Source organism: Plantactinospora sp. WMMB782 (genome assembly GCF_049179135.1).
In the GTDB taxonomy this organism is placed as follows: domain Bacteria; phylum Actinomycetota; class Actinomycetes; order Mycobacteriales; family Micromonosporaceae; genus Plantactinospora.
In genome coordinates, this window is record NZ_JBMHMC010000007.1 from 7,171,199 (window position 1) to 7,197,230 (window position 26,032).

Here is a 26,032-nt window from a genome sequence, read left to right on the forward strand (position 1 = left end):
TCCGGCCCGCCCCACCCTCCCGCCGGTCGCCATCCGGTCCGGGTTCCGGGGCCGAGTCGAGCCCCGAACCGGAGGAACCCGATGCGCCGTAAACCCCTCACCCTCACCCTGGCCACACTGGCTACCGCCGCCCTGACGGTGGTGGTGGCCGTACCGGCCGCCGCGACATCCACCCAGGCCCAGATCACCACCGCCCGTAACAACGGCGTCGCGTACCTGAAGACCCTGCAAGCCCCGGACGGCAGTTACGCCGGCGCCGGCCTGTCCCTGGAGTGGGCGTTCAGCGCCTTCGCCGCCGCCGGCACCCATCCGGTCGACGTCTACCCCGGCGGCGACACCACCAAGAACGCCCGCGCCGCGTACCAGACCCACCTGGGCGCCGCCTCCTGGCCCGGCGGCTCACCCGTCGTCACCGACTACGAACGCGGCATCCTCAACGCCTACGCCGCCGGCATCGACCCCGCCCGCGTCGCCGCCTCCCGCAACCTCATCGCCGACGTGGTCGGCTACTGGCAGACCGGCACCGCCGGCTACTACGGTCCACCGGCGAACTTCAACGGCACCGTCTTCGCCGTCCTCGCCCTCGCCGGCGCCAAAACCCAGACCGGCAACGCCCGGATCCCGCAACGGCTGCTCGACCTGTCCGTCACCAGGATCCGCAACAACCAGCACAACGACGGAGGCTGGAACTTCAACCAGGCCGAAGGCAACCCGTCACAGCTCGCCGCGCCCAGCGACATCGACATGACCGGCGCCGCCATGGCCGCCCTCTGCGTCGCCGGGGTACCGAACACCGACACCGACGTGGTCCAGGCGAAGACCTTCCTCAAGAGCAAGCTGATCAACACGACCGGCGCGTTCAACTCCATGTTCGGGGCCAACACCGACTCCAACGGCTGGGCCGTCTCCGGCCTCAACGCCTGCGGCATCCCCCACCAAGGCGTCGACTTCACCACCGCGGCCGGGCGCACCCCGATAGACTTCCTCCGCGCCCAGCAGATGGCCAGCGGCGGCTTCAAGTACCTGCCGTCGGACACCAGCCCCTCCGGCTACGCCTCCGTCGACGCCGTCCGCGCCCTCGGCGGCGGCGGGTTCACCGCCGCACCACCGACCCCGGTCACGGCCGGCGCCCCCAGGTGGGTCGCGGCGAGCGGGTTCACCGCCGGCATCCCGGCGAAGGTCACCCTCGTCGTCGACAACGGCACCACCGTCCTGCCCTGCGCGGTCACCTTCACCCCCACCGCCGCCACCACGACCCTCGGCGCCGTCCTGACCGCCGCCGCCAGCGCCACACCGACCGGCTGCGTCACCGCCGTCACCCCGAACTCAGGCACCGGCACGATCACCGCGATCAACGGACTCGCCAACACCGGCACCACCACCTGGAAGGCATCCCGCGACGGTGGCACCCCGACCACCGCCACCCGCGGCGGAACCATCACCATCGGCGACGTCATCTACCTGCGATACGGGTCATAACCTGGCCGCACCGCCGCCAACTCCTGCAGCGGGCCCTCTAAACGCCCTCTGCCAGTGGTGCCGCGAGCCCCGCTCCGCGGGCTCGCGGCACCAGTCAGAATAGGCCCGTACCAGCCCAAATAAGGAGGAACGGCGATGCGAGTGGTGTCCCTGGTCCCGTCACTGACCGAAGCCGTCGCGACCACCCTGCCCGAACTCCTCGTCGGCGCCACCGACTACTGCACCCACCCCGCCGACCTGGACGTGCCCCGCGTCGGCGGCAGCAAATACCCGAACCTCGACCGCCTCCTCGCCCTTCGCCCCGATGTCGTGCTGATGAACATCGAGGAAAACCGGCGCTCGGACGCCGAAGCCATCGAGGCGGCCGGAGTACGGGTTCGGCTCACCTATCCCCGCACTGTCGACCAGGCCCTCGACGAACTCGCCGACCTGCTCCGGAACCTAGGCGGCGGGGAGCCGGAGTGGCTGACTCGGGCCCACGCCGCCTGGGCCGCCGTCACCCCGGCCATCCCGCCACGCACCGTCATCGTTCCGGTCTGGCGGCGTCCGTGGATCGTGGCCGGCGGCGACACCTTCACCTCCGACGTGCTACTCCGGCTCGGCCTACGCAACCTCTACACCGACACCACCGAACGGTATCCTCGGCCATCCCTCGACGACCTGCGCGCCGCAGCACCCAATCTGGTCGTACTACCCGACGAGCCCTACCCGTTCTCCCCCACCGACGGCCCCGACGCATTCCCCGACACCCCCTGCGCCCTGGTCTCCGGACGGCACCTCACCTGGTACGGCCCCTCACTCGCCGAAGCACCCCGACTCCTGACCACTCAGCTCACTCGGCTGCCCCCCGAAGCCCCGCGCTGACAAGCCCTGCTGCGGTCCGGTTGCGTTCCCCACGCCCTGCCGCGACTACCCCGCCACCGCCGGTGAATGTTGAAGAACCAAGTTGCCCCAACGGTGAATCGGAAAACAGAGGACCGGTTCCACCGGGGGTTGAATACTCAGACCTGTCGACGACGCGCAAGAAAAAGATCTGACCCAAATTTCCTGATGAGGTCTGACCCCTCCGGACACTTATCCACTGTGTATCATCCGCGGCCGTGCGACGGTTCTTCTGCGACACCTCGGCATGCCGGGCGCGAACGTTCGTCGAGCAGGCCCCTGGCCTGACCCGTAAGTATGCCAGGCACAGTCCGCCCTCGCAGCAGTTGCTGGAGAGGACCGGATTGGCGCTGGCCAACCACCCGCAGGGCCACCGCCCGCATCGGAGCATCGCGAACACACGACCGCCGCACCCGCTACACGAACTGGTGGCGGACCGGCCAGGCCGTGTCCGGACGTTACGGTCCTCGATCGACGCCGTCGGATGCGGCGACCCGGCCAGGTTGTTCCCCGGCCGCCGACGCGGCCCAGGTGAAGAGCAGCAGCGGTTCTTCGACCGACCGGAACGCTGCCTCCTCACGCCAGCCCGCTCGGCGGTAGAAGGCTGGCGCTCCACCGTCGCGATGCGTCACCAGCCAGCCGGCCGGCCAACCCGCCAGGTATGCGTTCAGCAGGCGCCCCGCGACACCTTGGCGCCGATGCGTACCGGTCACCATCAACTCAGCGACCACGATCGACGGGGCGACCATCCGTGGCATTGCCTCCGGCGCAACCGCATCGGCGACCGCCGCCTCGAACTCTGTACTCCGCGCCAGCACTGGCGGCGCCGGCCAGCCGTAGACCGCGCCGATCAGGTCGGCGCCGTCGAACGCGAGACAACCGGTCGCGCCAGGACGGTCGAGCTGTCCCCGTAGGTGTGTGGGGTAGGCCGCCAGCTTTTCCTCCGGCTCCGACCAGGGCGGTACGGAGAAGGACTCGCGGTACAACGAATGCAACGCCGCGGTGTGCGCGAGCAGCACCGGTACGGAAGCTCGCCGAACCTCGATCACTCCGCGTCCCCCCGCCGGCAGCCGAACGACGGCTGTATACGACCACGTCGCCGTCTCGGATGGCCTGATCAACAGTGGAGCCGGTCATCTACCCCATCCGCGTCAGGGTCTCCACCAACCCGGAAGATAGCCGGTGCGCCATTCCGCACCGCTCCCAGGTCCGATGGTGCTGAGACTGATCCGCCACCCCGACCGCCGGCCTCTGACCGACTGGACCGAAACACTCCTCGCCACCATGCCCACCGAAGCGACGAAACCCTCGACTTCACCGCCTCGCCGACCTCGCCTTCGGGCGCTACTGCAGGCGCAGTCCGGGCAGTCCACTCCGATAGCGTCGGCACCGCAGCCGACAGCCGTCGGGTGCGGACAGAGGCCGCCCGCACCACGACGACGCGTGAGGAGGAGACGATTGACGCGACTGATGTCCCTGGTGCCGTCGCTGACCGAATCGGTGGCGGTCACCCTGCCGGAACGCTCGTCGGCGCGACCAACTACGCACCCACCCCGCCGACCCGGACGTACCCCGTCGGTAACAGCAAGTATCGCGACCTCGCCCGGCTGCTCGCCCTCCGCCCGGACGTCGTACTCATGAACGTCGAGGAGAACCGTCGCACCGACACGGACGCTCTCGAAGCGGCGGGTGTGCGGGTACGACGCACCGATCCACGTACCGTCGACCAGGCCATCGACGAACTCGCCGGCCTGCTAAAGGAGCTCGGCGCCTCCACGAAGCCCGGATGGCTGGGCGCCGCCCGCCCCACCTGGGCCGCCGCCACACCGTCTGCAGAGGTTCGCTCCACCTGTCGCCGCCGACCTCGGATCGTGGCCGACGGCGATACCGACACCTCCGACGTCCTACACCGCTCCGGCCTACGCAACCGCCACAACCACATCACCGACCGTTACCCCCAGCCGTCGCTTGACGACCTGCACGCTCTCGGCCCGGAGCTGGTCGTCCTACCCAACGAGCCCTATCCGTTCACCGCTGTCGACGGCCCCGACGCCCTTCCCCGTACACGGTGCGGCCTGGTCTCCGGCCGCGACCTCACCTGGTACGGCCCTTCGCTCGCTCAAGCTCCGCAGCTACCGGCCAGCCAACTCGCCCGGCACACCAATTCCGGATCGTCACGATGACGGACACGCCTCGACCGACGCACGGCACCGCCGGCTGCATCGTGACCGTCTGCCGTGGCTGCTGTTGCGGCAGCAGCCGGAAGCACCCCGAGGTCGACCATGACGGCCAGGTGCGGCGGCTGCGGACCGCGCTCGACGGCCGGCACCGGGTACGCACCAGCGACTGCCTCGACGTCTGCGAGCGCTCGAATGTCGTCGTGGTCAACCCCTCCCCCACCGGTCGTCGTGCCGGTGGCGTGCCGGTGTGGCTCGGCGAGGTCCTCGACGACACGACCCTCACCGCCGTAACGGAGTGGATCAGCGCCGGAGGCCCCGGCATCGTCGGCCAACCGGCCGCGCTGACCGGTCGCATCATGCGGCCCCGGCACTCGCGGTCGATCTGACTCGCGGCGTGCTCAGCAACGGATCGACCAGTCGGCTGCCCACCGGCCGCGGCTGTCGCTGAAGCACCCCCGGTGTCATCGACCTCGGTGTACGCCGCATTGTCCGTTGACCGCGACCCCGGCGTGGTCAGGACTCTGCCGTGATCCGTCTCATGCTGCTTCCCGGATGGCTTTCCGCTGGTCGGAACGTTAGGGTGGCGCTGCCGTGGTGCTCGGGAAGCCGGTCGAATGCCGGCGCGGCCCTCGCCACTGTGATCGGGAAGTCTCCGGCCCTCGTCGCATGAGGTCACTGGGCGCTCGCGTCTGGGAAGGCCGGCCGGAGACGGTCACCCGTCAGCCAGGAGACCGGCCACGGCACTGAACGACCCGTCCACGAGGTGCTGGAAGGTGGTCCTGATGCGCGAGCGCGCGACGCGACCCCGTACGTCCTGGCGCGCCGTCGCGCCACTGTCCATCGTCGTCATCTGCGCGGTGCTGGCCGCCGGCTGCGCCGCCGATCCCGACACGCCGGTGGCGGCGCCGTCCACCGGTCCGGTCACCGTCACCAACTGCGGTGTCCCGGTACGGGTCGCCGAGCCGCCGTCGCGGGTGGTGACCTTGAACCAGGCGGCGACCGAGATCATGCTCGCGCTCGGGCTGCAGGACCGGATGGTCGGCACCGCTTACCTCGACGACACGATCCTGCCCGAGTACGCGGCCGCGTACGCGAAGATCCCGGTGCTGGCGAAGGAGTACCCGGCGAAGGAGAAGCTGATCGAGGCGACTCCGGATTTCGTCTACGCCTCGTTCGCCAGCGCGTTCAGCGACGAGGGGGTCGGAGACCGGGGCGCCTTCACCGGCCTCGGCGTCGGCACGTACCTGTCGCCGGCCGGCTGCCCGACCGAGACCCGGCCGTCGCCGTTGACCATCGACCACGTCTTCGGGGAGATTCGCGACATCGCCGCGATCTTCGGCGTACCGGACCGGGCCACCGCCCTCATCGACGGCCAGAAGGCCAGAATCACCGCCGCCGTCTCCAGCGTCCGTGACGCGAAGGAGACCTCGGTGCTGTGGTGGGACGCCGGCACCGACGCGCCGAGCGTCGGCGCCTGCTGCGGCGGACCGGGGATGGTACTCGCGGCGATCGGCGTGACGAACACGTTCGCCGACATCACCGGAAGCTGGGGCGACACCAGCTGGGAGAAGGTCATCGAACGGGACCCGGACGTCATCGTCCTGGTCGACGCGGAGTGGGACCGCGCCGAGGCGAAGCGGACGTTCCTGACCGGCCACGCCGCGCTGCGGGATCTGCCGGCCGTGGCCGGGCAGCGGTTCGTCGTCATCCCGTTCTCCGAGACCGCCGCCGGGGTCCGGAACGTGCTCGGCGTCGAACGGCTGGCCAAGGGCCTGACCGCGCTTCCGGCCCGGGTGGGCAGCTGAGCACCGCGAGCCGGCCGCTCATCGCCGCGCCGCTCGACCCGCCGCCGTCGACGCCCGGGCGGATCCGTGCCCTCGGCGTCGCGGCGCTGGTCGTCAGCCTGGGCGGGGTACTGGTGTTGTCGGTCGCGGCGGCGGTCACCGTCGGCCCTGCGGACCTGTCGTTCGGCACGGTGTGGACGGTCATCGGCAGGCACCTCGGGCTCAGCGACGCCGAGGTGCCGCTGCTGCGGGACCACATCGTCTGGCAGCTCCGGCTGCCCCGGGTACTGCTCGCCGCCGCCGTCGGGGCGGGGCTGTCCCTCGTCGGCGCGGTGATGCAGACCCTGACCCGCAACGCCCTGGCCGACCCGTACCTGCTCGGGGTCTCCTCCGGGGCGTCGCTCGGCGCGGTCCTGGTCATCGTCGCCGGCATCGGGTCCGCGATCTGGTCCCTGACCAGCGGCGCGTTCGTCGGCGCGCTCGCCGCGTTCGCCGTCGTCATCGCGGCTGCCAGCCGTGGTGCCCGGCTCACCCCCACCCGGACGATCCTCGCCGGGGTCGCCGTCGGACAACTCTGCGCCGCCGTCACCTCGTTCGTGATCATCTGGGCGGCCGACCCGCACGCCACTCAACAGATCACGTTCTGGCTCTCCGGATCCCTCGGCCGGGCCGACTGGACCGCGCTCGGCTACGCCGCCACGGCCCTGGCCGGCGCGCTGGTCGTCGTCCTCTGGCAGGCGCGTGCGCTGAACGCGTTCGCGTTCGGCGACGACGCCGCCGCCAGCCTCGGTGTCGACGTCACCCGGACCCGCTGGCTGCTCCTGGTCACCGCCGCCCTGCTCACCGCCACCCTCGTCGCGGTCAGCGGCGCGATCGGGTTCGTCGGGCTGATCCTGCCGCACGCGGTCCGGCTCCTCACCGGCCCGGACCACCGCCGACTGCTGCCCGTACTCGTCCTGGCCGGAGCGATCTTCCTCATCTGGGTCGACACCGCCGCCCGCACGCTCTTCGAACCCCGGGAACTGCCCGTCGGTGTCCTCACCGCCATGATCGGGGTTCCCGCGTTCGTACTGCTGCTGCGCCGCCGTACCGGAGACCGCTGATGCTCGACGTCGTCGAGATCGCGTACTCGGTACGCGCCGCGCGCATCCTGCGGGACGTGTCGATGTCGGTACCGGCCGGCACCCTGGTCGGGCTCCTCGGACCGAACGGGTCCGGCAAGACCACCGTGCTGCGGGTCGTCGCCGGCCTCGCCGCACCCGGGCGGGGAAGCGTGTCACTCGACGGCGAGAGCCTCGCGACGATGCCGCGCCGAACGGTCGCGCGGCGGGTGGCGCTGCTCGCCCAGTACGCCGAAACTGACCTCGACCTCACCGTCCGCGACGTCGTACTCCTCGGCCGCACCCCACACCGGCGATCCCGCTGGTCGGACAACACCGCCGACCACACCGCGGTCGCCGAGGCACTGGCCCGGGTCGACCTCGTCGGCTTCAACGACAGACGCTGGCACACCCTGTCCGGCGGCGAACGCCAACGAGTACAACTCGCCCGCGCGCTCGCCCAGCAACCCGAACTGCTGCTACTCGACGAACCGACCAACCACCTCGACATCAGCCACCAGCTACAACTCATGCACCTCGTCCGGCGCTCCGGGATCACCGCCGTGGCCGCCCTACACGACCTCAACCTCGCCGCGATGTTCTGCGACACCCTCGTCGTGCTCCGCGCCGGCCAGGTCGCCGCCAACGGACCCGCCGCCGAAGTGTTGACCGCGACCCTGTTGCGGGACGTGTTCGACGTCGCCGCCGACATCACGGTCCATCCCGCCACCGGACGTCCCGCCATCACCTACCACCCGCCGACATCATGACCCGACACATCCTGCTGGTCGCCCGGTCGGTCACCCATACCGGCGGACACGACGCCGTCCACCGACTCGCCGCCGCCGTATCCGTAGCCCTCGACGAACCGGTCCGGGCCTGCTTCCTCGACGGAGCCGGACCCTCCCTACACGACGCGCTCGACACCGCCCGCGCCGACGGCGCCCACGAGGTCGTACTCGTTCCCACCCACCTGCCACCGGACCGCTACCTCGACACCTGGATCCGCCGCGCCCACGCCCACTGGACCGTCGATCGCGCCGACGGAAATCCCCTACCCCAGGTGTCGGTCAGCCCACCACTCGCCGCCCAGCCGGCCCTGGCCACCGCCGTCATCACCGCGCTCGCCCAACCCGCCACGGCACTGACCGGCAACCCCGGTCCCTTCCGCAGCCCGGCCTGGTCCACCATCACCCGGCACCAACGTCACGTCCTCGTCTGCCGGGGCCCACGCTGCACGGCCTACGGCGCCAACCACATCGCCGACACCATCAGCGGCGAACTCACCGCCAACCAGCTCGGTGACGACGACATCCTGGTCACCAACACCGGCTGCCTCATCCCCTGCAACCTCGGACCACTCGTCGTAGTCCACCCCGACGACACCTGGTACACCCACGTCGACCCGGAACTCGCCACCCAGATCGTCACCGAACACCTCCGCGACGGTCGGCCAATCACCACACGGGCTCAGGGCCGCGGCTGACCCACCGGACCTCAGGGGCTCGCCGCCACTTCTGAACGGGTACTCTCCGAAGCCCACCTGCACGCCGTCGCCACCGTGCCCGCGGCCAGGACCGGACAGCCGCATCCGCTCGCCAGCCCGACCTGGGTTGGCTGACTCGTCCTGGCCGATGACGGCCGCTGCTCGCGATGGCGACGTACGACCCGCGCGGTGAGCGGTCGCTGACGGGGCCGCTTGCGTGGCGACCGTTTCGTGACGCTGGGCGCTCTCGGCCGTCCACGGACGACAGGTGACCGGTGCGGCCAGATGCGATCGGATTGCATCTGCCGATATTGTGCACCAATGTCGAAGGTCCGGGGACGAGCCGCTCGATCACACGTCGCCGCATACCGGCGTTGCTCCGCTGTCAGTGCCTACGGTGCGCGCTGCACGAGTGCGAACCACGGTTCGACACCGACGTCGCGATCGGTGCCGCCTCCGGCATGACCCGTACGTCACGATTCCCTTCCGGGTCCGATCGGGCCAACTGCCCCACTCAACACCCTCCGACTGCGAACTGAAACGAGGCCGGCTAACCGATGATCACCGAGGGGCGACACCAGGAGCACGCGAGCACCGGAGTACCCGAGCACGGACCCGGCGAGGTACCGCACACCCATCCCGATCCGAGCGTCGACCCGCACCCTCCGCTGCGCGCGTGCGGGCGGGCTTTGCGGGTCGGTATCGGCGGCCCGGTCGGGTCCGGTAAGACGGCGCTGGTCGCCGCGTTGTGTCGTTCTCTGGCCGGCGAGTTGCGGCTCGCGGTGGTCACCAACGACATCTACACCACCGAGGACGCCGATTTCCTGCTTCGCAACGGCGTCCTCCCGGCTGATCGGGTCCGCGCCGTCGAGACCGGGTGCTGCCCGCACACCGCCATCCGTGACGACATCTCCGCCAACCTCGACGCGATCGAGGAGCTTGAGACCTCGCTCGGCCCGCTGGATCTGGTCCTGGTCGAGAGCGGCGGCGACAACCTGACCGCCACCTTCAGCAGAGGGCTGGTCGACCTGCAGGTCTTCGTCGTCGACGTCGCCGGTGGGGACAAGGTTCCCCGCAAGGGTGGACCCGGTGTCACCAGCGCCGACCTGCTGGTCGTCAACAAGACCGACCTCGCCCCGATGGTCGGCGCCGATCTCGGTGTGATGGACCGTGACGCCCGGGCCCGCCGTGGCGACCTGCCGACCGTCTTCCAGTCACTGGCCGAGGACGACGGTGCCACCGAGGTCGCCGCCTGGATCCGTGGCCACCTGCGCCGGGCAGACCGGCACTTCGGCTGAGGCCCGGAAATGAGTGACGGCGACCGCAATCTGATCGCGTTGCTGCGTCTTGCCGAGGATGCCTGCGAGCGGCACCGCGCGGAGAGGCTGGACCAGGCCGGGTGTCCCGGCCTCAACCGCGGTCTTGTACCGATCCTGCGCACGCTGGCCGAAGGGGACGCCTCGGTCGGCGCCCTGGCCGCCGAGATGGGCGTTGCTCTGCGGGAGGCGGCGCAGCGGGTGGAGGCGCTGGAGGCGCGCGGGTACGTTCGGCGGTTCGGTCCGGCCGGCGACATCCGCCATCGGGTGCTTCGCATCACGACGGCCGGTCGTACCGCGACCGAGATCGACCGGCAGCTTGAGGCGGACCTGGAACAACAGGTCGCCGCCGGTCTCGGCGCACCGGCTCTCGACATCGCGCGGCAGGTGTTCGCCGTCGTCGTCGGCGCCACCACCGTCGGCGACGACCTCGGGCCGCGCGCTGCGGCTAACCGTGCCCGGGTCGGCGGGCATCCGCATCCACGCCGCCCCCACCCGTGATCCACGAGCGCCGTGTCTCTGCAGGGGGTGCTTGACGCAGGTCACGATGGGTGGGAGTTGCGTACCGGAACGTCGTAGCGACTAGGTTCAGGGTCGTGGAGGTCAACGGTGCAGGGCGGGCGGCGAGGACGTGGGAGGTTCTTACGGCTGCCGGGGTGCGACGGACGCTGGCGCGGACCATGGTGGTCGACGTGCTCGCCAACGCGTCCGGGCACCTGTCGGTCGGCGCCATCCACCAGCAGGTCAGCGCCTCGCGGCCGGAGGTGAACGTATCGACTGTGCACCGCACCGTCGCGGCGCTGACGGAGCTGGGGGTGGTGCATCCGTTGCCGTGGCCGGGCGAGGCGTTGTACGGGCTCAACGAGCGTCCACACGTGCACGCGGTCTGTGACCGGTGCGGGTCGCACTCCGAGATCCAGGCCGCCGCGCTCGCGTCGGCGGTCGCCGAGGCGCAGCGGTGCAGCGACCTCGACCTCGGCGGCACCGGGCTGGCGCTGTTCGGCCGCTGCCCGAGGTGCGCCGCCGGCAGCGGTTAGGGACGGCCGGCAAGTGGTCAGACCCGCTGGCGTGCGTCGCTGAGCAGGTCGGCGACGCTGGCGAGGGTGGCCGAGGCGTCGACGGCCGGCGTGCTGCCCTGGGCGAGGGCGGCGGAGCCGCCGCCTCGGGCGCCGGGCAGTGCCTTGACCAGGTCGGCGGCGGAGGCGCCGTTGTCGCGGGCGCGAGGGTTGACGGCGACGACGATCCGGGCTCCGGCGGCGACCGCGACGACGCCGGGTTGGTCGGCGGGTAGGGCATCGCGGATCAGTTCGGCGAGCTGGCGCGGATCGGCGTCCGCCGGGTCCGCCGTCGCGACATAGTTGTAGCCGCCGACGAACAGCGGTGTGCTGGCCAGCCGGGTGGCTTGAGCTTCGAGGAGTTGGCGTTGGAGGCGTTCGGCGCGCTGTTCGGCGGCCTTGGCCCGGCCGACGAGCGCGGCGATGCGGCCGGGTAGTTCGTCGCGGGGTGCGCGGAGCTGTTCGGCGACCTGGGTGACCAGGTCGCGTTCGCGGGCGAGGTACTGGAATGCCTCGATCCCGGTGACAGCCTCGATACGGCGTTGTCCGGCGCCGACGGAGGTCTCGGCGGTGACGGCGAGTACGCCGATCTGCGCCGAGCTGGTCACGTGGGTGCCGCCGCACAGTTCGCGGGACCAGTTACCGCCGATCTCGACGACCCGGACGGTCTCGTCGTAGGTTTCGCCGAACAGCGCCAGGGCGCCGGCCTTGCGGGCGTCGGGAAGAGACAGGTAGTGGGCGGCGACCGGGAGGTCGGCGCGGATCGCGCTGTTGGCGACCTCTTCGATCTCGCTGCGGGTCGTGGTGGACAGGGCGCCGCGCCAGGGGAAGTCGAGGCGCAGGTAGCCGGGCCGGTTGTAGGAGCCGGACTGCAACGCGGTCGGGCCGAGAACCTGCCGCAACGCTGCGTGGACGACGTGGGTGCCGGAGTGCGCCTGCCGGGCGCCGGTGCGCCAGTCGGGGTCGACAACGGCCTGCACCCGGTCGTCGATCGTGATGACGCCGTCGACGATGCGTACCTGGTGGGCGATGAGGCCCTTGACGGGTCGCTGCACGTCGATGACCTCGGCGGTGCCGGCCGGCCCGATGATGACCCCCGCATCGGCGGCCTGGCCGCCGGACTCGGCGTAGAAGGGGGTCCGGTCAAGGAAGACGGTGACGACGTCGCCTTCGCTGACGGCCGGCACCGGGCCGTGCGGGCCGAGCAGGTCCAGCACCCGGACCTCGGTCTGCAGCGTCTCGTAGGCGAGCCAGTCGGTGGGCCCGTACGCGTCCAGGACGGTGCGGTAGGCGGAGAGGTCGACGTGGCCGGTCTTGCGGGCCTGCGCGTCGGCCTTGGCCCGGGACCGCTGGTCGGCCATCAACCGGCGGAACCCGTCCTGGTCCACCGACAGGCCCTGCTCGGCGGCGATCTCCAGGGTCAGGTCGATCGGGAAGCCGTACGTGTCGTGCAGCTGGAACGCCTTGTCACCCGACAGCTTCGCCCCACCCGCCGTACGGGTCTCGGCGATCGCGGTGTCCAGGATCGTCGTACCCGCCCGCAGCGTGGACAGGAACGCGTCCTCCTCCGCGTACGCGTAGGAGGAGATCCGGTCGAACTCGGTCGCCACCTCCGGGTACGACGGGGACATGCAGTCCCGGGCCACCGGCAGCAGTTCCGGCAGTGCCCGCTCCTGCCAGCCGAGCAGCCGCATCGACCGGATCGCCCGCCGCATGATCCGGCGCAGCACGTAACCCCGGCCGTCGTTCGCCGGGGTCACCCCGTCGCCGATCAGCATCAACGCGGTCCGCACGTGGTCGGCGACCACCCGCAGCCGTACGTCGTCCGGATGCGACTCGCTCGCCGCGTGCCCCGACTTCGCGCCGTAGCGCCGGCCGGTCAGCTCGGCGGCCCGGTCCAGGATCGGCCGCACCTCGTCGATCTCGTACAGGTTGTCGACGCCCTGCAGGATCGCCGCCATCCGCTCCAGGCCCATGCCGGTGTCGATGTTGCGCGCCGGCAGGTCGCCCAGGATCGGGAAGTTCTCCTTGTCGGTGCCCGGACCCCGCTCGAACTGCATGAACACGAGGTTCCAGAACTCCAGGTAGCGGTCCTCGTCGACCGCCGGACCACCCTCCCGGCCGTACGCCGGGCCCCGGTCGTAGTAGATCTCCGAACACGGCCCGCACGGCCCCGGGATCCCCATCGACCAGAAGTTGTCCGCCTTGCCCCGCCGCACGATCCGCTCCGCCGGCACACCGATCTTGCGCCACAGCGCCTCGGCCTCGTCGTCGTCCAGGTACACCGTCGGCCAGATCCGCTCCGGATCCAACCCGAACCCACCGTCGGAGACCGGCTTGGTGACCAGGTCCCAGGCGAGCGCGATCGCGCCCTCCTTGAAATAGTCACCGAACGAGAAGTTCCCGTTCATCTGGAAGAACGTCCCGTGCCGCGACGTCTTCCCCACCTCGTCGATGTCCGGCGTACGGATGCACTTCTGCACCGACACCGCCCGCCGAAACGGCGGCGACTGCTGCCCCAGGAAGTACGGCACGAACTGCACCATGCCGGCGTTGACGAACAGCAGGTTCGGATCGTCGATCGCCGGCAGCGGAGCGGACGGCACCACCGTGTGCCCGTTGGCCTCGAAATGCGCCAGGTACCGCCGCTTGACTTCCGCCGTCTTCACCCGGTCAGCCTACATGCCACCCGATTGCAGGTGCCGCTAGTGTGCAGGTATGCCGACTCGCCGGGGAACCGCCCGCCCGATCACCCGCTACGGGACGTCTGTGCTGCACGAACGCTGCACCGAGGTCGACACCTTCGACCAGTCCCTGGCCGATCTGATCGACGACATGTTCGCCTCGATGTACGCCGCCCATGGTGTCGGGCTGGCCGCCAACCAGATCGGCGTCGGCCTGCGGATCTTCGTCTACGACTGCCCGGACGCCGACGGCGTTCGGCAGGTCGGGCACGTCGTCAACCCGGTACCGCAGCGGGTGGCCGCGTTCGCCGGGATCAGCACCGACAGCGAGGGCTGCCTGTCGGTGCCGGGGCCGCGCGCCGACGTGTCCCGGGCCGCCCTGGCGACCGTGACCGGTGTCGACCTGCACGGCGACCCGATCACGGTCACCGGCACCGGCTACTTCGCCCGCTGCCTCCAACACGAGACCGACCACCTCGACGGCGTCGTCTACGTCGACCACCTGCCCGAGGCGCAGCGCAAGGAACTCCTCGCCGAAGCCCGGCTCTGGAACTGATCATGTCGCTCGTCCTCGGCATCGAAACCTCCTGCGACGAGACCGGCGTCGGCCTGGTCCGCGACGGCGTCCTGCTCGGCGACGCCCTCGCCAGCAGCATGGACGAGCACGCCCGGTTCGGCGGCGTCGTACCCGAGATCGCCGCCCGCGCCCACCTGCACGCCCTGCAACCGATGGTCCGGCACGCCCTCGACCGGGCCGGCGTCGCCCTGTCCGAGGTCACCGCCGTCGCCGCGACCGCCGGCCCGGGTCTGGCCACCGCTGTACAGATCGGGCTCGCCGCCGGCAAGGCGTACGCCCTCGCCCTCGGGGTGCCGCTCTACGGCGTGCACCATCTTGCCGGGCACGCCGCCGTCGACGTCCTCGACCACGGGCCGCTGCCGCCGCGCTGCGTCGCCCTGATCGTCTCCGGCGGGCACACCTCACTCCTGCTCCTCGGCGACCTCGCCCGCGACCCGATCATCCACCTCGGCGACACCGCCGACGACGCCGCCGGCGAAGCGTTCGACAAGGTCGCCCGCCTCCTCGGCCTGCCCTACCCGGGCGGACCGGCGATCGACCGGGTCGCCCGCGACGGAAACCCGAAAGCCATCACCTTCCCCCGCCCGCTGACCAGACCGACCGACCCGCCCTATGGGTTCTCGTTCTCCGGGCTCAAGACCGCGGTGGCCCGCTGGGTCGAACGCCAACCCGGGCCCGTGCCGGTCGCCGACGTGGCGGCCTCGTTCCAGGAAGCTGTCGCCGACACCCTGTCCCGCAAGGCCGTCGCCGCCTGCCGTGCGCACGGCATCGACACCCTGCTGCTGGTCGGCGGGGTCGCGGCCAACAGCCGGGTCCGGGCACTCACCGCGAAGCGGTGCACCGCGTCCGGCATCACCCTGCGCGTTCCCCGCCCGGCGCTCTGCACCGACAACGGCGCCATGATCGCGGCAGTCGGCGACCTGCTCGTCCACGCCGACGCCGCCTCCAGCCCGCTCGACATCGCCGCGGACCCGTCCGCACCGCTGCGGGGAGCGTTGCTGTCCGGTCCGGGCCTACCTCGGCGATGACAGCAGCCGCCGGAGACGGTCGTCGGCAGGCGCGCGCCGAAGGTGGGTACTGAAATCCCGGCCCGGCCGCGGATAGCTCTCGGCGGCGGATCTTGTCTTCGCCTTGCCGCACGGTCGAGGACCTCAGGTGACGACATTGCCGGGCGCTGAACGGCAATCGACGGTTGGCCCGGAGACCCGAGGCTCTGTTGCACATATTTGGCAACAACCTCATACTTGCGGTGGACGTTGTCGCTTGGCCGTGGCCCCGTCCGCGTCCTAACCGGTGGTGGAAGTCCGGTTTGGGTGAAAGTGGTTGAGGACCCCGACGGCCCGTGATGATCCTTCCGTCGGGGTCTACTACATCCGCGCAGGATGCGGCTACGAACGCGCCCGTCTCACGCGCAAGCGCGACTCCCCGGTTCGGCCGACCTCAGCCCGTCGCTGCGGGACGGGATGCTCGCTGCGTTGCACCGATCGGGGTGACTGCTCTGTCGCGTCGCGGCGGTCAGCAGGGGTTCCGGTCAAGCAGGTTCGCTTGGCTGCCGGCAGGCGTCGCACCGGCCGTAGACGACCACTCCGCCGTCGCGGCCGTCCCGGTCGACGGTGAAATCCTTGAAGTTCATCACTTTGATCAGGGCGTCGACGAGGTCTGGCGGGAGCTGCCGGAGGTCTCCGCAGGCGCCGCAGACGGCGTGGTGGTGGGGATGGTCGGCGAGGCCGTAGGTGAGCCGTCCGCGGACCGGGACAACATGAACGGCCCCGGCCGTGACCAGGGCGTTCAGGATGCGATGCACCGTGGACAGGTCGATGCGCATACCGGCCGTGGCGAGCCGGTCGTGCACTTGCGCGGCGCTGAGGTGGGTGGCGTTGGCCAGCGCTTGCAGGACCGCCTGTCGGGCCAGGGTCCGCCGGCCGCCGCTGTCGCGTAGCGCGGCGAGGGCCGCCGCCACGCGATCGTGTGCGTTCTCCGTCACGCCGGCCAAGCCGTCCCCCGATCGCTGCTGTTGCCATAGTGTGGCAGAAGCACTCTTCTGGCAGAACTGGGAAGGAAGCTCTGGATGGCCGTCTACACGCTCCCCGACATGCCCTACGACTACGGCGCACTCGAACCCGCCATGTCCGGCGAGATCCTGGAACTGCACCACAGCAAGCACCACGCCGCCTACGTCAAGGGCAGCAACGACGCCCTCGACCAACTCGCCGAAGCCCGCGACAAGGGCGACTACGGCACCCTCGTCGGCCTGGAGAAGACCTTCGCGTTCAACCTCTCCGGCCACGTACTCCACACGATCTTCTGGAACAACCTCTCCCCCGACGGCGGCGACCGCCCCGACGGCGACCTCGCCGCCGCCATCGACGAACACTTCGGCTCCTTCGACAAGTTCTCCGGACAACTCTCCACCGCCACCAAGAGCGTCCAGGGCTCCGGCTGGGGCGTCCTCGCCTGGGAACCGCTCAGCCGCCGGCTGATCGTCGAACAGGTCTACGACCACCACGGCAACGTCGGCCAGGGCTCCACCCCGATCCTCGTCTTCGACGCCTGGGAACACGCCTACTACCTGCAATACCGCAACGTCCGCCCCGACTACGTCGACCGACTCTGGAACCTCGTCAACTGGACCGACGTCACCGCCCGGTTCGACGCCGCCCGAGCCAGCCAACCCAAGATCTGACCACGGTGGGCCACCCCGATCCGGTCCACGCCGCTGAGATGGTGCAACGCGCCGCCGGAGTCGTCGCCGCACGCCGACGCGGCGACCTCGACGGCGCCGAAGCCCTCCTCGCCGCCTTCCCCACCGAAGCGGCGAAGACCCTCGGTTTCTTTCTTCTAGCCGACCTCGCGTTGGGGTTGTTGCAGGCGCAGTCGGGGCAGTCGATGGACGACCTGGTCCGGGAATTGTCGTTGCACCTGGCGACCGCTGCGGACCAGCCGCCGTCGGGGGGCCGGTAGCGGCCGGCGGGTGGGGCACGGTGGTGGCGGGCCGGAGGGGGTTCCCCTCTGGCCCGCCACTGCGGTCTGCCGGTGGGTGGTAACGGGTCCGGGGGCTTGTTGGTCGTGACGGGGGTGCGCCCGGCGGGCTAGGGTTACGGCGCGTCGAGGCGTCGTTCGGCTCCTGCCGGGAGGTGGCCTGTGCGGTCCGGGGCAGCGTCCGGTGTGGTTGCGATCATGGGGTCCGGCGAGACCAGTCCGACGATGGTGAGCGTGCACCGCAGACTCGTCGACCTGATCGGCCGTCCCGCCCCCGGAGCCGTGCTGCTGGACACGCCGTACGGCTTCCAGCAGAACGCGGCCGAGATCTCCGCCAAGGCCCGGGCCTACTTCCTGACCAGTGTCGGCCTGCGGGTCACCGTGCCCGCCGGTCTGGGAGCGACTGGTGACGGGGATACCGACCGGGCGCTGGCGGCGTTGACCTCCGCCGACTGGATCTTCTCCGGGCCCGGGAGCCCGACGTACGCATTGACGTGCTGGCGGGCCAACCGGGCCGCGCACGTACTACGTGAGCGGTTCGTTCGGCCGCACGGTGTGCTGGTGTTCGCCTCCGCCGCCGCGGCCACGATGGGTCGGTTCACGGTGCCGGTGTACGAGATCTACAAGGTCGGCGCGGCGCCGCACTGGCTCGACGGGCTCGACCTGTTCGGCCACCTCGACCTGCCGGTGGCGGTCATCCCGCACTACGACAACACCGAGGGCGGCACCCACGACACCCGATACGCCTACCTCGGCGAGCCCCGCCTGCGCGCCCTCGAACAGCAGCTACCCGACAACGCCGCCGTACTCGGCGTCGACGAACACACCGCCGTGCTGCTCGACCTGCACGCCGGAAGCCTGGAGGTGACAGGCCGGGGCGGCCTGACGGTACGCCGCGCCGGTCACAGCGCTGTCTTCCCCGCCGGCGCGACCCTGACCCTGGCCGAGCTGCGGGACCTGGCCGCCGGCCGGTCCCGGATCCCCCGACACCGAACGGCCGATGACACGCCACGACCGCCGTCCGGCCCGGCGACCCCCACGTTGACCGAGACGACCGCCGCCTGCACGGCAAGATTCGACGACGGTGTTCGACACGGCGACGCCGAGGCGATGGTCAGCGCCGTCCTGGACCTGGAGACGGCAGTCCACACCTGGGCGGCCGACACCGAGGAGGACGAAGGCACCGCGCAGGCCCGCACCGTGCTGCGTACCCTCGTCGTCCGGCTCGGCCAGGCGGCCAGCACCGGCCTGCAGGATCCCGGCGAGCGGATCCGCCCACTGGTGGAGCCACTCGTCGCGCTCCGCGAGCGGTTGCGACAGCGCAACGACTACGCCGCCGCGGACGGCATCCGAGAGTCGCTCGCCACCGCAGGGGTCGACCTGCGTGACACGCCCACCGGTCCGCGTTGGGGCCTCGGGACCAGCCCGGCCGGGTGACCGACACCGGACATCAGGAAACCTTGCTGCCTCCTTGTAGCAGTTGCATATGCTGCGCATCGTGACAACCCGCACCACCACCCACCCCGGCCTGGCCACCACGACTCCGACCGCGTCGGCGGTGCCGGTCGAGGTCGAGACCATCCTGCTCAGCGCCGTCTCGGGCGAGCTGCGGTTCCGGGTACGCACCGGGGCGCTGACCGAGGGCGAACACCCGGATGGTGTGGCCCGCGACCTCGCCGGCCTGTCCCGCCGAGGTCCGGATGTGCTTCTGCACTCGACGTCGTGGCGCTTTCAGAACACCGGAATCGTCCTCACGTACGTGGCGCTACCGGACCCACACCCGAAGGCCGATCAGTCCACCCCCGTCGAGCCGCTTCCGGTCGTGTCCCAGGAAGACCCTCTGGCGCCCACACCCGCGATCGTCCGTCTGGTCGACGTGGCCGTGCACGCCTGTCGGCACCTGGCGTTCCTCCGTCACACGGACCCGCTGGTGGCCGCCCGGGCCGACGAGTTGCCGGACCTGTGGCGGCACATCAGCCGGTTCAGTCCCGCCGTCGCCGGGCTGCTGTCTCCGCCGTCGTCGCGGCAACCTCCGCCGGCAAGCCACTGAGCCACGCTGTGGCGGCTGCCGCCGACACAGGGTCGGATCGTTGTGGCGATCACTTGATCTCCGTGCACCCGCAATGTGGAAACGCCCGCCAAGCTTGTGCAGCGGGGGTTACCTTGTGGCCACAGTGGCCGGCAGAGTGGCTACGTCCATCGTCGGGTAAGTACATTCGCGGACGGGGCTGGTGTCGCCGCGTTACCGCTGGCCGGTGATGAGGAACTGCATCTGGTGCTCGTGGTTCGGAGCCACCCCGAAGCGCCGGTCCAGTTCGTAGATCGATGTCAGTGGTGTGACGGTGACCTCCCGCAGGCCCGCCTCTTCCAGGACCGCGACGGTCTGGTCGATGGACTTGGCGGCGGCCAGGGGCAGCAGGGCTTGGACCTGTGCGTCGTAATGGCTGGCGAAGTCCTCCGAGGCGTTGTCGAGGCCGTGGGGGAACCAGGTGCTGTCGACCGCCGCGACCGTGCCGCCCGGGCGCAGCAGGCGAACCCAGTTCGCCACGGCGACCTCCGGTTCTCGGAGGGTCCACATCAGGTACCGGCTGGTCACCGCGTCGAAGCTGGCGGCCGGGAAGTCCGGGTCAACGGCGTCGCCGTGCCGGATGACCGGCCCGTTCGCGATGGCGGCGGCGTGCTCGCGGGCCCGCTCCAGCATGCCGTCCGCGAGGTCGATCCCCGTGACCCGGTGACCGACACCGGCCAGGACGATGGCGGCCTGCCCGGTGCCGGTGCCGACGTCGAGCACGTCGAGCGGGGCCGGTGGCAGGGCCCGCTCCCAGATCGCCGACCAGGCCTGCTGGTCTGCGGCGAAACGGTCGGGGCGCTGCTGGTACTCGGCGTAGCTCGGCGCGCGGCCGGTCCAGTAGGCGTTGATACGGTCCTGCGCACTCATGCGGCGCTTCTTTCGCCTGTGCTCCGGTCGGCGGGCTGGAACAGTAGGTGGATGGCGCCCTCGAGGTCCAGGCGCCGGATCCCGATGCCGTAGACGGGTTCGAGGACCGCCGCGTCCAGCACCTCGTCGGTGGTGCCGGCGGCGACGACCCCACCGTTGCCGAGCAGCACCAGGTCGTCGCAGTACCGGGCGGCGAGGTTGAGGTCGTGCAGCACGACGATGCAGCAGGTGTCCAGGGTGCGGATCAGGTGCAGGATCTCGTGCTGGTAGCGGATGTCGAGGTGGTTGGTCGGCTCGTCGAGCAGTAGGTGGGTGGCCTGCTGCGCGAGGGCGCGGGCGATCAGCACCCGTTGACGCTCGCCGCCGGAAAGTTGGACGAACGCCCGCGGCCCGAGGTGGGCGGCACCGACCCGGCTCAGGCAGCGGGCCGCGATCTCGCGGTCGGCCGTACCCGTGCGCTGGAACGTCGACAGGTGCGGGCCCCGGCCCAGCAGCACCAGCTCCGCCACGGTCAGCGCTGTTTCGCCACCGCTTTCCTGGACGACGACCGCGAGCCGGCGTGCGGCTTCCCGCGACGGCAGAGCGGTCAAATCGTCACCGTCGACCACGACCTGTCCGGTACTGCCGCGCAGGGCGCCGTAGAGCAGCCGCAGCAGGGTCGTCTTGCCGCTGCCGTTCGGGCCGATCAGCCCGAGGACACGGCCCGGGTTCGCGGTCACGCTGACCCCGTCGATGACCGGGTTGGCTCCGTAGTGCCAGGTGACCCCGGTCGCCTCGATCATGGGTTCGCCTTGAAACGCTGCGCGATCCGCTCCAGACCGTCGATCGACAGCGGGGTGGGCGGTTCGGTGAAGTTGAACAGCTGCGTCATGACGTTGCCGTTGCGGACGGCGTTGAGGTTCTGCGCACCGGGAAGGCCGGTCAGGCCCTGCTCGACGGCCTTGGGGTCGCCGTCGCCGTACAGCAGGATCAGCACGTCGGGATTGCGGCCGAGCAACTCCTCGATGGTGACCTCGAAGACCCGTTCCTTGACGTCGCCGAAGACGTTACGCAGGCCCGCCGCCTCCAGCTGAGGGTGGGCCATGCTGGCCGTGCCATAGGCGTACGTGACACCGCCGCCGACCGTCGGATACAGCACCGCTGCGGTCCGCCCCGACGATGCACCTACCTCTGCCTGGACTTTGGCCATCCGCTCCTGCAGAGCGGTCACCGCGGCGGTGGCTTCCGCGTCGCGGTCGAACACCTTGCCGTAGCTCTGCATCTGGGCGTAGATGTCGTCGAAGGTCGGCACCGCCTTACTGTCAGGACACATCGCGGGCTCCTCCAACAGGGGGATGTTCACCGCGGAGAGGGTGTCGCGGGACAGGTTGTCGACCTCACCGAGCACCAGGTCCGGCTGTTGGCTGATCACCACCTCCTTGGAGATCTGCAGGTGGCCGCTGGTGTCGGTCTTGTCGGTCAGCAGTGGGATCCGGTCCAGCTCGGCGATGGTCGCGGCGTCGTAGTACTCCTTCGGGTACTGACCGGCCCGCGCGGTGACCCGGTCCATGACGCCGAGCGAGTGCAGGTACGGCACGGCCGCGCTCTTGAGCAGGACCACCCGCTGCGGCGCGGCGTCGAAGGTGACCTGCGCACCGCAGTTGGTGACGGTGAGCGGGTACCCGTCGCCCGCCGCCGTCGACTCGGCACCGCCACCGCAGGCGGCGACGAGCAGTACGGTGGCGGAGACGGCGGCGGTGACCGCCAGGCGGATCGTCTTCATCATTCTCCTCGACGGATCGGGCGTTCAGGCGCCGGTGGCGTGCAGACGACGAATCAGGATGACCAGGAACGGCGCACCGAGCAGGGAGGTGATGATCCCGATCGGGATCTCCTGCGGGGCCAACAGAACCCGGGCAAGCACATCGGCCCAGACCAGCAGGATGGCGCCGAGCAGCGCGGCGACAGGTACCACCCGCACGTGCGGGGCCCCGACGAGGCGTCGGGCCAGGTGCGGGACGACGAGTCCGATGAATCCGATACTGCCGGCGGCGGAGACCAGCACGCCGACGCTGAGCGAGACCGCCACGAGCAACCGCATCCGGAACCTGTCCGGCGAGACACCTAGAGTCTGCGCGGTCTCGTCACCGATGGCCAGTACGTCGAGCCGCCGTCCGGCGACGGTCAGGTAGAGGATCGTGCCACCCAGCACGACCGCGGCCACCAAGAGCAGGGCGTCCCACCGCGCCAGCCCGAGCGACCCGAGAAGCCAGAACATCACCGACCGGGCGCCCTCGGCCGACCCGGACGCGAAGATCAGGAAGCTGGTGGTGGCGTACAGGGCGTAGCCGACCGCGACCCCGGACAGCAGCAGCCGGATCGAGGTCACCCGACCGCCGCTGCGGGCGATCAGGAAGACCAGCAGCGACGCCGCCAGCGCGCCGACGAAGGCGCTGGCGGGCAGCGCGTACTCCCCGAAGCCGGCACCGGCCCCGAACAGGATCGCGGCAGCGGCACCGCTGGAGGCCCCGGAGTTGATACCCAACAGGTACGGGTCGGCCAGCACGTTGCGCACCATGGCCTGCAACGCCACGCCGCACACCGCCAGCCCGGCACCGACGAGCATGCCGAGCAGCACCCTCGGCAGGCGAACCTGCCACACGATCGCCTCCTGCGGCAGGGTCCAGGTCACCTCGCCGGGCACGCCCACGAGCTGGTGGCCGATGATCCGGGCCACGGTCACCGGGGCGATGCCGATCGCGCCGGAGCCCACCGCGACCACCCCGGTCAGGACGAGCCCGACCATCAGCGCGATCAGCCAGAGCCCGGTCCGGCGTCGCTGAGCCACGACGCCGAGCAGGTCCTGCTGGCCCTTGTCCAGGGCGGTGGCCATCGCGTCTCCCAGATGCACTCTCGTGGTTCTTGCCAGAATATGGCAAAAGTTAGCAGCAAGATCAAAGGAGGTGGAAGGCATCCGATTCGGTGTTCATTCACACCATGCCCGGACGACTACTTACGGCAGGGAGCGCTACATACTCCCTGCTCTTCGTGGAGCTGTGCGTAACTGTCAGGGCGGTCGCACGACGCCGTGGCGGCGTTCAGCACCCGACCAGGATCAGTCCCGGCGTCACGAGCCGCAGCAATCCGGTCCGCGACGGCGTTGGCGTCCAACCTCTGCCCTGTGACGTTGTCCTGGCGCAACGTGACAACCTGCGCGAACATCGGGCACCGCAGCGCACCAACCGCGAACTCCGCGCCGTGACGGCTATCGGCGGACGCGTCGTCTCGACGAACGCGGCGCGCCGACGAGGTCTGGACGCCAACCGGCTAGGTAACTACCGTTACGCATATGGATCCTTACGTGGTCACCGCGCCGTCAGCCTGGCAGGAGAGCTGGGACCGTCAACAAGAGGCGTACCTTCCGGACCGGGAACAGCGCATCGCCGCGATGCTCGACGCCGTGGCCGCTGACACCGATCGGCGCCCGCCACGGCTACTCGACCTCGCTGGCGGCACCGGGACCATCACCCTGCGCGCCCTGGCCCGGTTCCCCGACGCCGAGGTCACTCTCGTCGACCAGGATCCCGTCCTGCTCGCCATCGCCGCTGCGTCGCTGGTTGACCGCGCGGCCATCATCACCGCAGACCTCAACGAGCCCGAGTGGGCTGCCACGCTTTCGCGCGATCACTTCGACGCCGTGCTCACCGCCACCGCCCTGCACTGGCTACCCCCGAACCGGCTCACCCTGCTGTACGGCGAGGTCCGCGAGTTGTTGCGCCCGGGCGGGGTGTTCGTCAACGCCGACCACATGCCCGACGACGGGCTGCCAACGCTGACAAAACAGCTCTCCGCCGACGCCGAGGCCCGTCGCCAGGCCCGGTACACCGCCGGCGCGGTGCTGTCCTGGCGAGCGTGGTGGGACCACGTCGCCGCCGATCCCACCCTGGCGCCGCTGGTCGAACGCCGTGAGCGGATCTACCCCGACGGGCACGCCGCCGAGTGGACCCCTCCGGCCTCCTGGCACCTGCGTGCCCTGCGTGACGCCGGCTACACGGAAGCCGGACTCATCTGGCGCGGTGGCGCCGATGCCGCCGTGGCCGGCGTCCGCTGAGGTCAGCGACCGCCCGGGTCGACACCTCGCGCGTGACGACCAGTCCCGACAGTCATCCGGCAGCTGCGGAAGCCTGCCCGTGCGTCAGCTTGCCGTTCGGAAGCGGACGCAGGGCCACCAGGTCACGATGTCCAGCAGTGGAACCAAGGGCACCATGCGCTGCGGTACGAGTCGGAACCATCACAGGAGTCGCTCGCGGCGTTCTCCACGGCTCGCCACGAGACCTGGGCGCCATTGGGCCTACTCGCCAGCTATCCAACCGACCGGGTGCGTTCTCGTCTCGACGGCGGTGGGACGCTACCGTGGCACGGTGACCCGGAACCGCCTGCTCGCCTCCGCCGCCGCCCTTCTCGTCGGGGCGCTCGTCGTCGTCTCGCCGGCCGGTCCGGCCCACGCGCACACCGAGCTGAGCCGAACCTCACCCGCGGCCAAGAGCACCGTCAGCAAGGCGGTGACGGCCGTGACGCTCACCTTCAGCGGACTAATCAAGAGGCCCGGCACCAGTGTGGCGGTGACCGGCCCGGACAAGGTCTCCTACAGCGACGCCGACGCGCAGGTCCTGGACAAGACCATCACGCAGAAGGTGAAGGCACTGCCCGTCGGCACCATCACGGTCACCTGGCGCACCGTGTCCGCCGACGGTCACACGATCAAGGGCACCTTCACCTTCACCAACAGGTTCGCGGCCACCGCCGAACCGACGCCGACGACCGACCCGACACCAACGGCGGCTGCTGCGACGCCTTCGGCCCAGTCGCCCGCACCGGCTGCCGCCACCAGCGACAGCGGAACGCCCTCGGCCCTTTGGTGGCTGGTGGGCGTGGTCGGGCTGCTCGTACTCGCCCTGCTCGGAGGTCTGCTACTGCGCCGCCGCAGGTCGTCGCCCACTACCTGACGTGAGGACCCGCCCGGGACAGACGGGGCGATTCGACTATCTCCGCGCGCGGGCCGGCCGTCGCGAACCACCGCTCAGGTCAGGTGCGCCGGCTCGGCGGGGTCAGGACGGAACCACGCGTCCCACCGGCCGATCATCGGACGACCAGCTGGCAGATCACCACACCTGACCTGTGAGTTTCGACCTCGAACAGCCCCGCCTGGTCGGCCACGAACTCAAGGGTCGCCGCACCGCGTGCCGGCAGTTCCTTGCGCACGTCGTAGCCGTGCACATGGACCTCGTCGGCGATGTCTGTCGCGACAGTGATCCGCACCGTGCTGCCCCTGGCGACGTCGACCCGGTCGGTCGCAGGGGTGACCCGGCCACCGTTGACGATGACGGCGATCTCGACCGGCGCCCCGGCGACGGGCGGCGCCTGCCGGGCGGCGTCTGACCGGGTACCGCCGCCACAGCCAGCGAGGGATACGACCAGCGTTGCGGCGGCGATCGCCAGCGTGCCGGTGATGAGGTGGCGTCGGCGGCTTGCGTAGCAGGCGTCCATACGATCTTCCTTCCCCGAAGGCGGCACGGTGATCGTGTCTCTCGGA

General features: G+C 70.5%; 26 protein-coding genes, 1 pseudogene and 1 riboswitch. Of the genes and pseudogenes, 19 read left to right on the forward strand and 8 right to left on the reverse strand.

The window, feature by feature from the left end:
* Positions 1–81 precede the first annotated feature (81 nt).
* Both ACN28A_RS34020 and ACN28A_RS34025 read left to right on the forward strand, forming a co-directional pair.
* Entirely contained in the window at positions 82–1,479 is a 1,398-nt protein-coding gene (locus ACN28A_RS34020) for a prenyltransferase/squalene oxidase repeat-containing protein (protein WP_421402513.1), read from the forward strand.
* 135 nt (positions 1,480–1,614) lie between these two features.
* Positions 1,615–2,343, forward strand: coding sequence for a helical backbone metal receptor (locus tag ACN28A_RS34025; RefSeq protein WP_421402515.1), 729 nt, complete (start codon positions 1,615–1,617; stop codon positions 2,341–2,343).
* A gap of 476 nt (positions 2,344–2,819) precedes the next feature.
* Here ACN28A_RS34025 and ACN28A_RS34030 read toward each other — a convergent pair whose 3' ends face one another.
* Positions 2,820–3,410 (reverse strand): hypothetical protein, encoded by a 591-nt coding sequence (locus tag ACN28A_RS34030; protein WP_421402517.1) that lies wholly within the window; start codon positions 3,408–3,410, stop codon positions 2,820–2,822.
* Between the two features lie 421 nt (positions 3,411–3,831).
* Between ACN28A_RS34030 and ACN28A_RS34035 the strand changes: the two are divergent.
* The 9 genes and pseudogenes from ACN28A_RS34035 (at position 3,832) to ACN28A_RS34075 (ending at position 11,264) form a co-directional block, all read left to right on the forward strand.
* Positions 3,832–4,544 (forward strand): annotated as a pseudogene (locus tag ACN28A_RS34035) (helical backbone metal receptor).
* Positions 4,545–4,585: 41 nt separating this feature from the next.
* Positions 4,586–4,927: a hypothetical protein gene (locus ACN28A_RS34040; RefSeq protein WP_421404794.1), complete on the forward strand. Its 342-nt coding sequence runs from the start codon at positions 4,586–4,588 to the stop codon at positions 4,925–4,927.
* A 189-nt stretch (positions 4,928–5,116) separates the two neighbouring features.
* Positions 5,117–5,295: riboswitch (cobalamin riboswitch) on the forward strand.
* A gap of 28 nt (positions 5,296–5,323) precedes the next feature.
* Positions 5,324–6,346 (forward strand): ABC transporter substrate-binding protein, encoded by a 1,023-nt coding sequence (locus tag ACN28A_RS34045; RefSeq protein ID WP_421402519.1) that lies wholly within the window; start codon positions 5,324–5,326, stop codon positions 6,344–6,346.
* A 113-nt stretch (positions 6,347–6,459) separates the two neighbouring features.
* Positions 6,460–7,428, forward strand: a complete 969-nt coding sequence (locus ACN28A_RS34050; RefSeq protein WP_421402521.1) for a FecCD family ABC transporter permease — start codon at positions 6,460–6,462, stop codon at positions 7,426–7,428.
* The gene (locus ACN28A_RS34055) at positions 7,428–8,195 is read left to right on the forward strand and encodes an ABC transporter ATP-binding protein (RefSeq protein WP_421402523.1); all 768 of its coding nucleotides are present in this window, start codon (positions 7,428–7,430) and stop codon (positions 8,193–8,195) included. The genes ACN28A_RS34050 and ACN28A_RS34055 overlap by 1 nt, the downstream gene beginning before the upstream one ends.
* The gene (locus ACN28A_RS34060; RefSeq protein WP_421402525.1) at positions 8,192–8,911 is read left to right on the forward strand and encodes a (2Fe-2S) ferredoxin domain-containing protein; all 720 of its coding nucleotides are present in this window, start codon (positions 8,192–8,194) and stop codon (positions 8,909–8,911) included. The genes ACN28A_RS34055 and ACN28A_RS34060 overlap by 4 nt, the downstream gene beginning before the upstream one ends.
* Before the next feature lie 557 nt (positions 8,912–9,468).
* A complete protein-coding gene (gene ureG, locus ACN28A_RS34065; RefSeq protein ID WP_421402526.1) occupies positions 9,469–10,209 on the forward strand; it encodes an urease accessory protein UreG in 741 nt (246 codons plus the stop codon).
* 9 nt (positions 10,210–10,218) lie between these two features.
* Positions 10,219–10,728: a MarR family winged helix-turn-helix transcriptional regulator gene (locus tag ACN28A_RS34070; protein ID WP_421402528.1), complete on the forward strand. Its 510-nt coding sequence runs from the start codon at positions 10,219–10,221 to the stop codon at positions 10,726–10,728.
* Positions 10,729–10,883: 155 nt separating this feature from the next.
* Positions 10,884–11,264 (forward strand): Fur family transcriptional regulator, encoded by a 381-nt coding sequence (locus tag ACN28A_RS34075; RefSeq protein WP_421402530.1) that lies wholly within the window; start codon positions 10,884–10,886, stop codon positions 11,262–11,264.
* 17 nt (positions 11,265–11,281) lie between these two features.
* Here ACN28A_RS34075 and alaS read toward each other — a convergent pair whose 3' ends face one another.
* Positions 11,282–13,951: an alanine--tRNA ligase gene (gene alaS / locus ACN28A_RS34080; protein ID WP_421402532.1), complete on the reverse strand. Its 2,670-nt coding sequence runs from the start codon at positions 13,949–13,951 to the stop codon at positions 11,282–11,284.
* Positions 13,952–14,000: 49 nt separating this feature from the next.
* On the opposite strand from alaS, the gene def reads away from it, so the two are divergent.
* A complete protein-coding gene (gene def / locus ACN28A_RS34085) occupies positions 14,001–14,522 on the forward strand; it encodes a peptide deformylase (protein WP_421402534.1) in 522 nt (173 codons plus the stop codon).
* Between the two features lie 2 nt (positions 14,523–14,524).
* Positions 14,525–15,571, forward strand: coding sequence for a tRNA (adenosine(37)-N6)-threonylcarbamoyltransferase complex transferase subunit TsaD (tsaD, locus tag ACN28A_RS34090; RefSeq protein ID WP_421402536.1), 1,047 nt, complete (start codon positions 14,525–14,527; stop codon positions 15,569–15,571).
* 503 nt (positions 15,572–16,074) lie between these two features.
* Here the strand turns inward: tsaD and ACN28A_RS34095 are convergent.
* Entirely contained in the window at positions 16,075–16,527 is a 453-nt protein-coding gene (locus ACN28A_RS34095; protein ID WP_421402538.1) for a Fur family transcriptional regulator, read from the reverse strand.
* 84 nt (positions 16,528–16,611) lie between these two features.
* Here ACN28A_RS34095 and ACN28A_RS34100 point away from each other — a divergent pair, with 84 nt between their 5' ends.
* From ACN28A_RS34100 to ACN28A_RS34115, 4 genes are all read left to right on the forward strand, one after another.
* The gene (locus tag ACN28A_RS34100; RefSeq protein ID WP_421402540.1) at positions 16,612–17,226 is read left to right on the forward strand and encodes a superoxide dismutase; all 615 of its coding nucleotides are present in this window, start codon (positions 16,612–16,614) and stop codon (positions 17,224–17,226) included.
* A gap of 38 nt (positions 17,227–17,264) precedes the next feature.
* Positions 17,265–17,504: a superoxide dismutase gene (locus ACN28A_RS34105; protein ID WP_421402542.1), complete on the forward strand. Its 240-nt coding sequence runs from the start codon at positions 17,265–17,267 to the stop codon at positions 17,502–17,504.
* Between the two features lie 216 nt (positions 17,505–17,720).
* Positions 17,721–18,959 carry a hypothetical protein gene (locus ACN28A_RS34110; RefSeq protein ID WP_421402544.1) on the forward strand — a complete coding sequence of 413 codons (1,239 nt, stop codon included), beginning with the start codon at positions 17,721–17,723 and terminating at the stop codon, positions 18,957–18,959.
* 61 nt (positions 18,960–19,020) lie between these two features.
* Positions 19,021–19,572 carry a hypothetical protein gene (locus tag ACN28A_RS34115; RefSeq protein WP_421402546.1) on the forward strand — a complete coding sequence of 184 codons (552 nt, stop codon included), beginning with the start codon at positions 19,021–19,023 and terminating at the stop codon, positions 19,570–19,572.
* Positions 19,573–19,764: 192 nt separating this feature from the next.
* On the opposite strand, the gene ACN28A_RS34120 is transcribed toward ACN28A_RS34115, so the two are convergent.
* The 4 genes from ACN28A_RS34120 to ACN28A_RS34135 are packed head-to-tail and all read right to left on the reverse strand — an operon-like array spanning position 19,765 to position 23,332.
* Positions 19,765–20,460 (reverse strand): class I SAM-dependent methyltransferase, encoded by a 696-nt coding sequence (locus ACN28A_RS34120; protein WP_421402548.1) that lies wholly within the window; start codon positions 20,458–20,460, stop codon positions 19,765–19,767.
* Entirely contained in the window at positions 20,457–21,242 is a 786-nt protein-coding gene (locus tag ACN28A_RS34125; protein ID WP_421402550.1) for an ABC transporter ATP-binding protein, read from the reverse strand. The genes ACN28A_RS34120 and ACN28A_RS34125 overlap by 4 nt, the downstream gene beginning before the upstream one ends.
* On the reverse strand, positions 21,239–22,222 hold the full coding sequence (locus ACN28A_RS34130; RefSeq protein ID WP_421402551.1) for an ABC transporter substrate-binding protein: 984 nt from the start codon (positions 22,220–22,222) through the stop codon (positions 21,239–21,241). The genes ACN28A_RS34125 and ACN28A_RS34130 overlap by 4 nt, the downstream gene beginning before the upstream one ends.
* A 24-nt stretch (positions 22,223–22,246) precedes the next feature.
* The gene (locus ACN28A_RS34135) at positions 22,247–23,332 is read right to left on the reverse strand and encodes a FecCD family ABC transporter permease (protein ID WP_421402553.1); all 1,086 of its coding nucleotides are present in this window, start codon (positions 23,330–23,332) and stop codon (positions 22,247–22,249) included.
* Positions 23,333–23,788: 456 nt separating this feature from the next.
* On the opposite strand from ACN28A_RS34135, the gene ACN28A_RS34140 reads away from it, so the two are divergent.
* Positions 23,789–24,550, forward strand: coding sequence for a class I SAM-dependent methyltransferase (locus ACN28A_RS34140; RefSeq protein WP_421402555.1), 762 nt, complete (start codon positions 23,789–23,791; stop codon positions 24,548–24,550).
* Between the two features lie 310 nt (positions 24,551–24,860).
* On the forward strand, positions 24,861–25,445 hold the full coding sequence (locus tag ACN28A_RS34145; RefSeq protein ID WP_421402557.1) for a copper resistance CopC family protein: 585 nt from the start codon (positions 24,861–24,863) through the stop codon (positions 25,443–25,445).
* 133 nt (positions 25,446–25,578) lie between these two features.
* On the opposite strand, the gene ACN28A_RS34150 is transcribed toward ACN28A_RS34145, so the two are convergent.
* Complete coding sequence (locus tag ACN28A_RS34150; RefSeq protein ID WP_421402559.1) at positions 25,579–25,986, reverse strand: hypothetical protein; 408 nt, start codon at positions 25,984–25,986, stop codon at positions 25,579–25,581.
* Between the last annotated feature and the right edge of the window lie 46 nt (positions 25,987–26,032).

Coding starts and splice junctions, on each gene's coding strand:
- ACN28A_RS34150 (WP_421402559.1), bottom strand. CDS start 25,986: ATGGACGCCTGCTACGCAAGCCGCCGACGCCACCTCATCACCGGCACG.
- def (WP_421402534.1), top strand. CDS start 14,001: ATGCCGACTCGCCGGGGAACCGCCCGCCCGATCACCCGCTACGGGACG.
- ACN28A_RS34055 (WP_421402523.1), top strand. CDS start 7,428: ATGCTCGACGTCGTCGAGATCGCGTACTCGGTACGCGCCGCGCGCATC.
- ACN28A_RS34130 (WP_421402551.1), bottom strand. CDS start 22,222: ATGAAGACGATCCGCCTGGCGGTCACCGCCGCCGTCTCCGCCACCGTA.
- ACN28A_RS34025 (WP_421402515.1), top strand. CDS start 1,615: ATGCGAGTGGTGTCCCTGGTCCCGTCACTGACCGAAGCCGTCGCGACC.
- ACN28A_RS34110 (WP_421402544.1), top strand. CDS start 17,721: ATGGGGTCCGGCGAGACCAGTCCGACGATGGTGAGCGTGCACCGCAGA.
- ACN28A_RS34045 (WP_421402519.1), top strand. CDS start 5,324: ATGCGCGAGCGCGCGACGCGACCCCGTACGTCCTGGCGCGCCGTCGCG.
- ACN28A_RS34105 (WP_421402542.1), top strand. CDS start 17,265: ATGGTGCAACGCGCCGCCGGAGTCGTCGCCGCACGCCGACGCGGCGAC.
- ACN28A_RS34135 (WP_421402553.1), bottom strand. CDS start 23,332: ATGGCCACCGCCCTGGACAAGGGCCAGCAGGACCTGCTCGGCGTCGTG.
- ACN28A_RS34140 (WP_421402555.1), top strand. CDS start 23,789: ATGGATCCTTACGTGGTCACCGCGCCGTCAGCCTGGCAGGAGAGCTGG.
- ACN28A_RS34120 (WP_421402548.1), bottom strand. CDS start 20,460: ATGAGTGCGCAGGACCGTATCAACGCCTACTGGACCGGCCGCGCGCCG.
- ACN28A_RS34070 (WP_421402528.1), top strand. CDS start 10,219: ATGAGTGACGGCGACCGCAATCTGATCGCGTTGCTGCGTCTTGCCGAG.
- ACN28A_RS34060 (WP_421402525.1), top strand. CDS start 8,192: ATGACCCGACACATCCTGCTGGTCGCCCGGTCGGTCACCCATACCGGC.
- tsaD (WP_421402536.1), top strand. CDS start 14,525: ATGTCGCTCGTCCTCGGCATCGAAACCTCCTGCGACGAGACCGGCGTC.
- ACN28A_RS34100 (WP_421402540.1), top strand. CDS start 16,612: ATGGCCGTCTACACGCTCCCCGACATGCCCTACGACTACGGCGCACTC.
- ACN28A_RS34125 (WP_421402550.1), bottom strand. CDS start 21,242: ATGATCGAGGCGACCGGGGTCACCTGGCACTACGGAGCCAACCCGGTC.
- ureG (WP_421402526.1), top strand. CDS start 9,469: ATGATCACCGAGGGGCGACACCAGGAGCACGCGAGCACCGGAGTACCC.
- ACN28A_RS34020 (WP_421402513.1), top strand. CDS start 82: ATGCGCCGTAAACCCCTCACCCTCACCCTGGCCACACTGGCTACCGCC.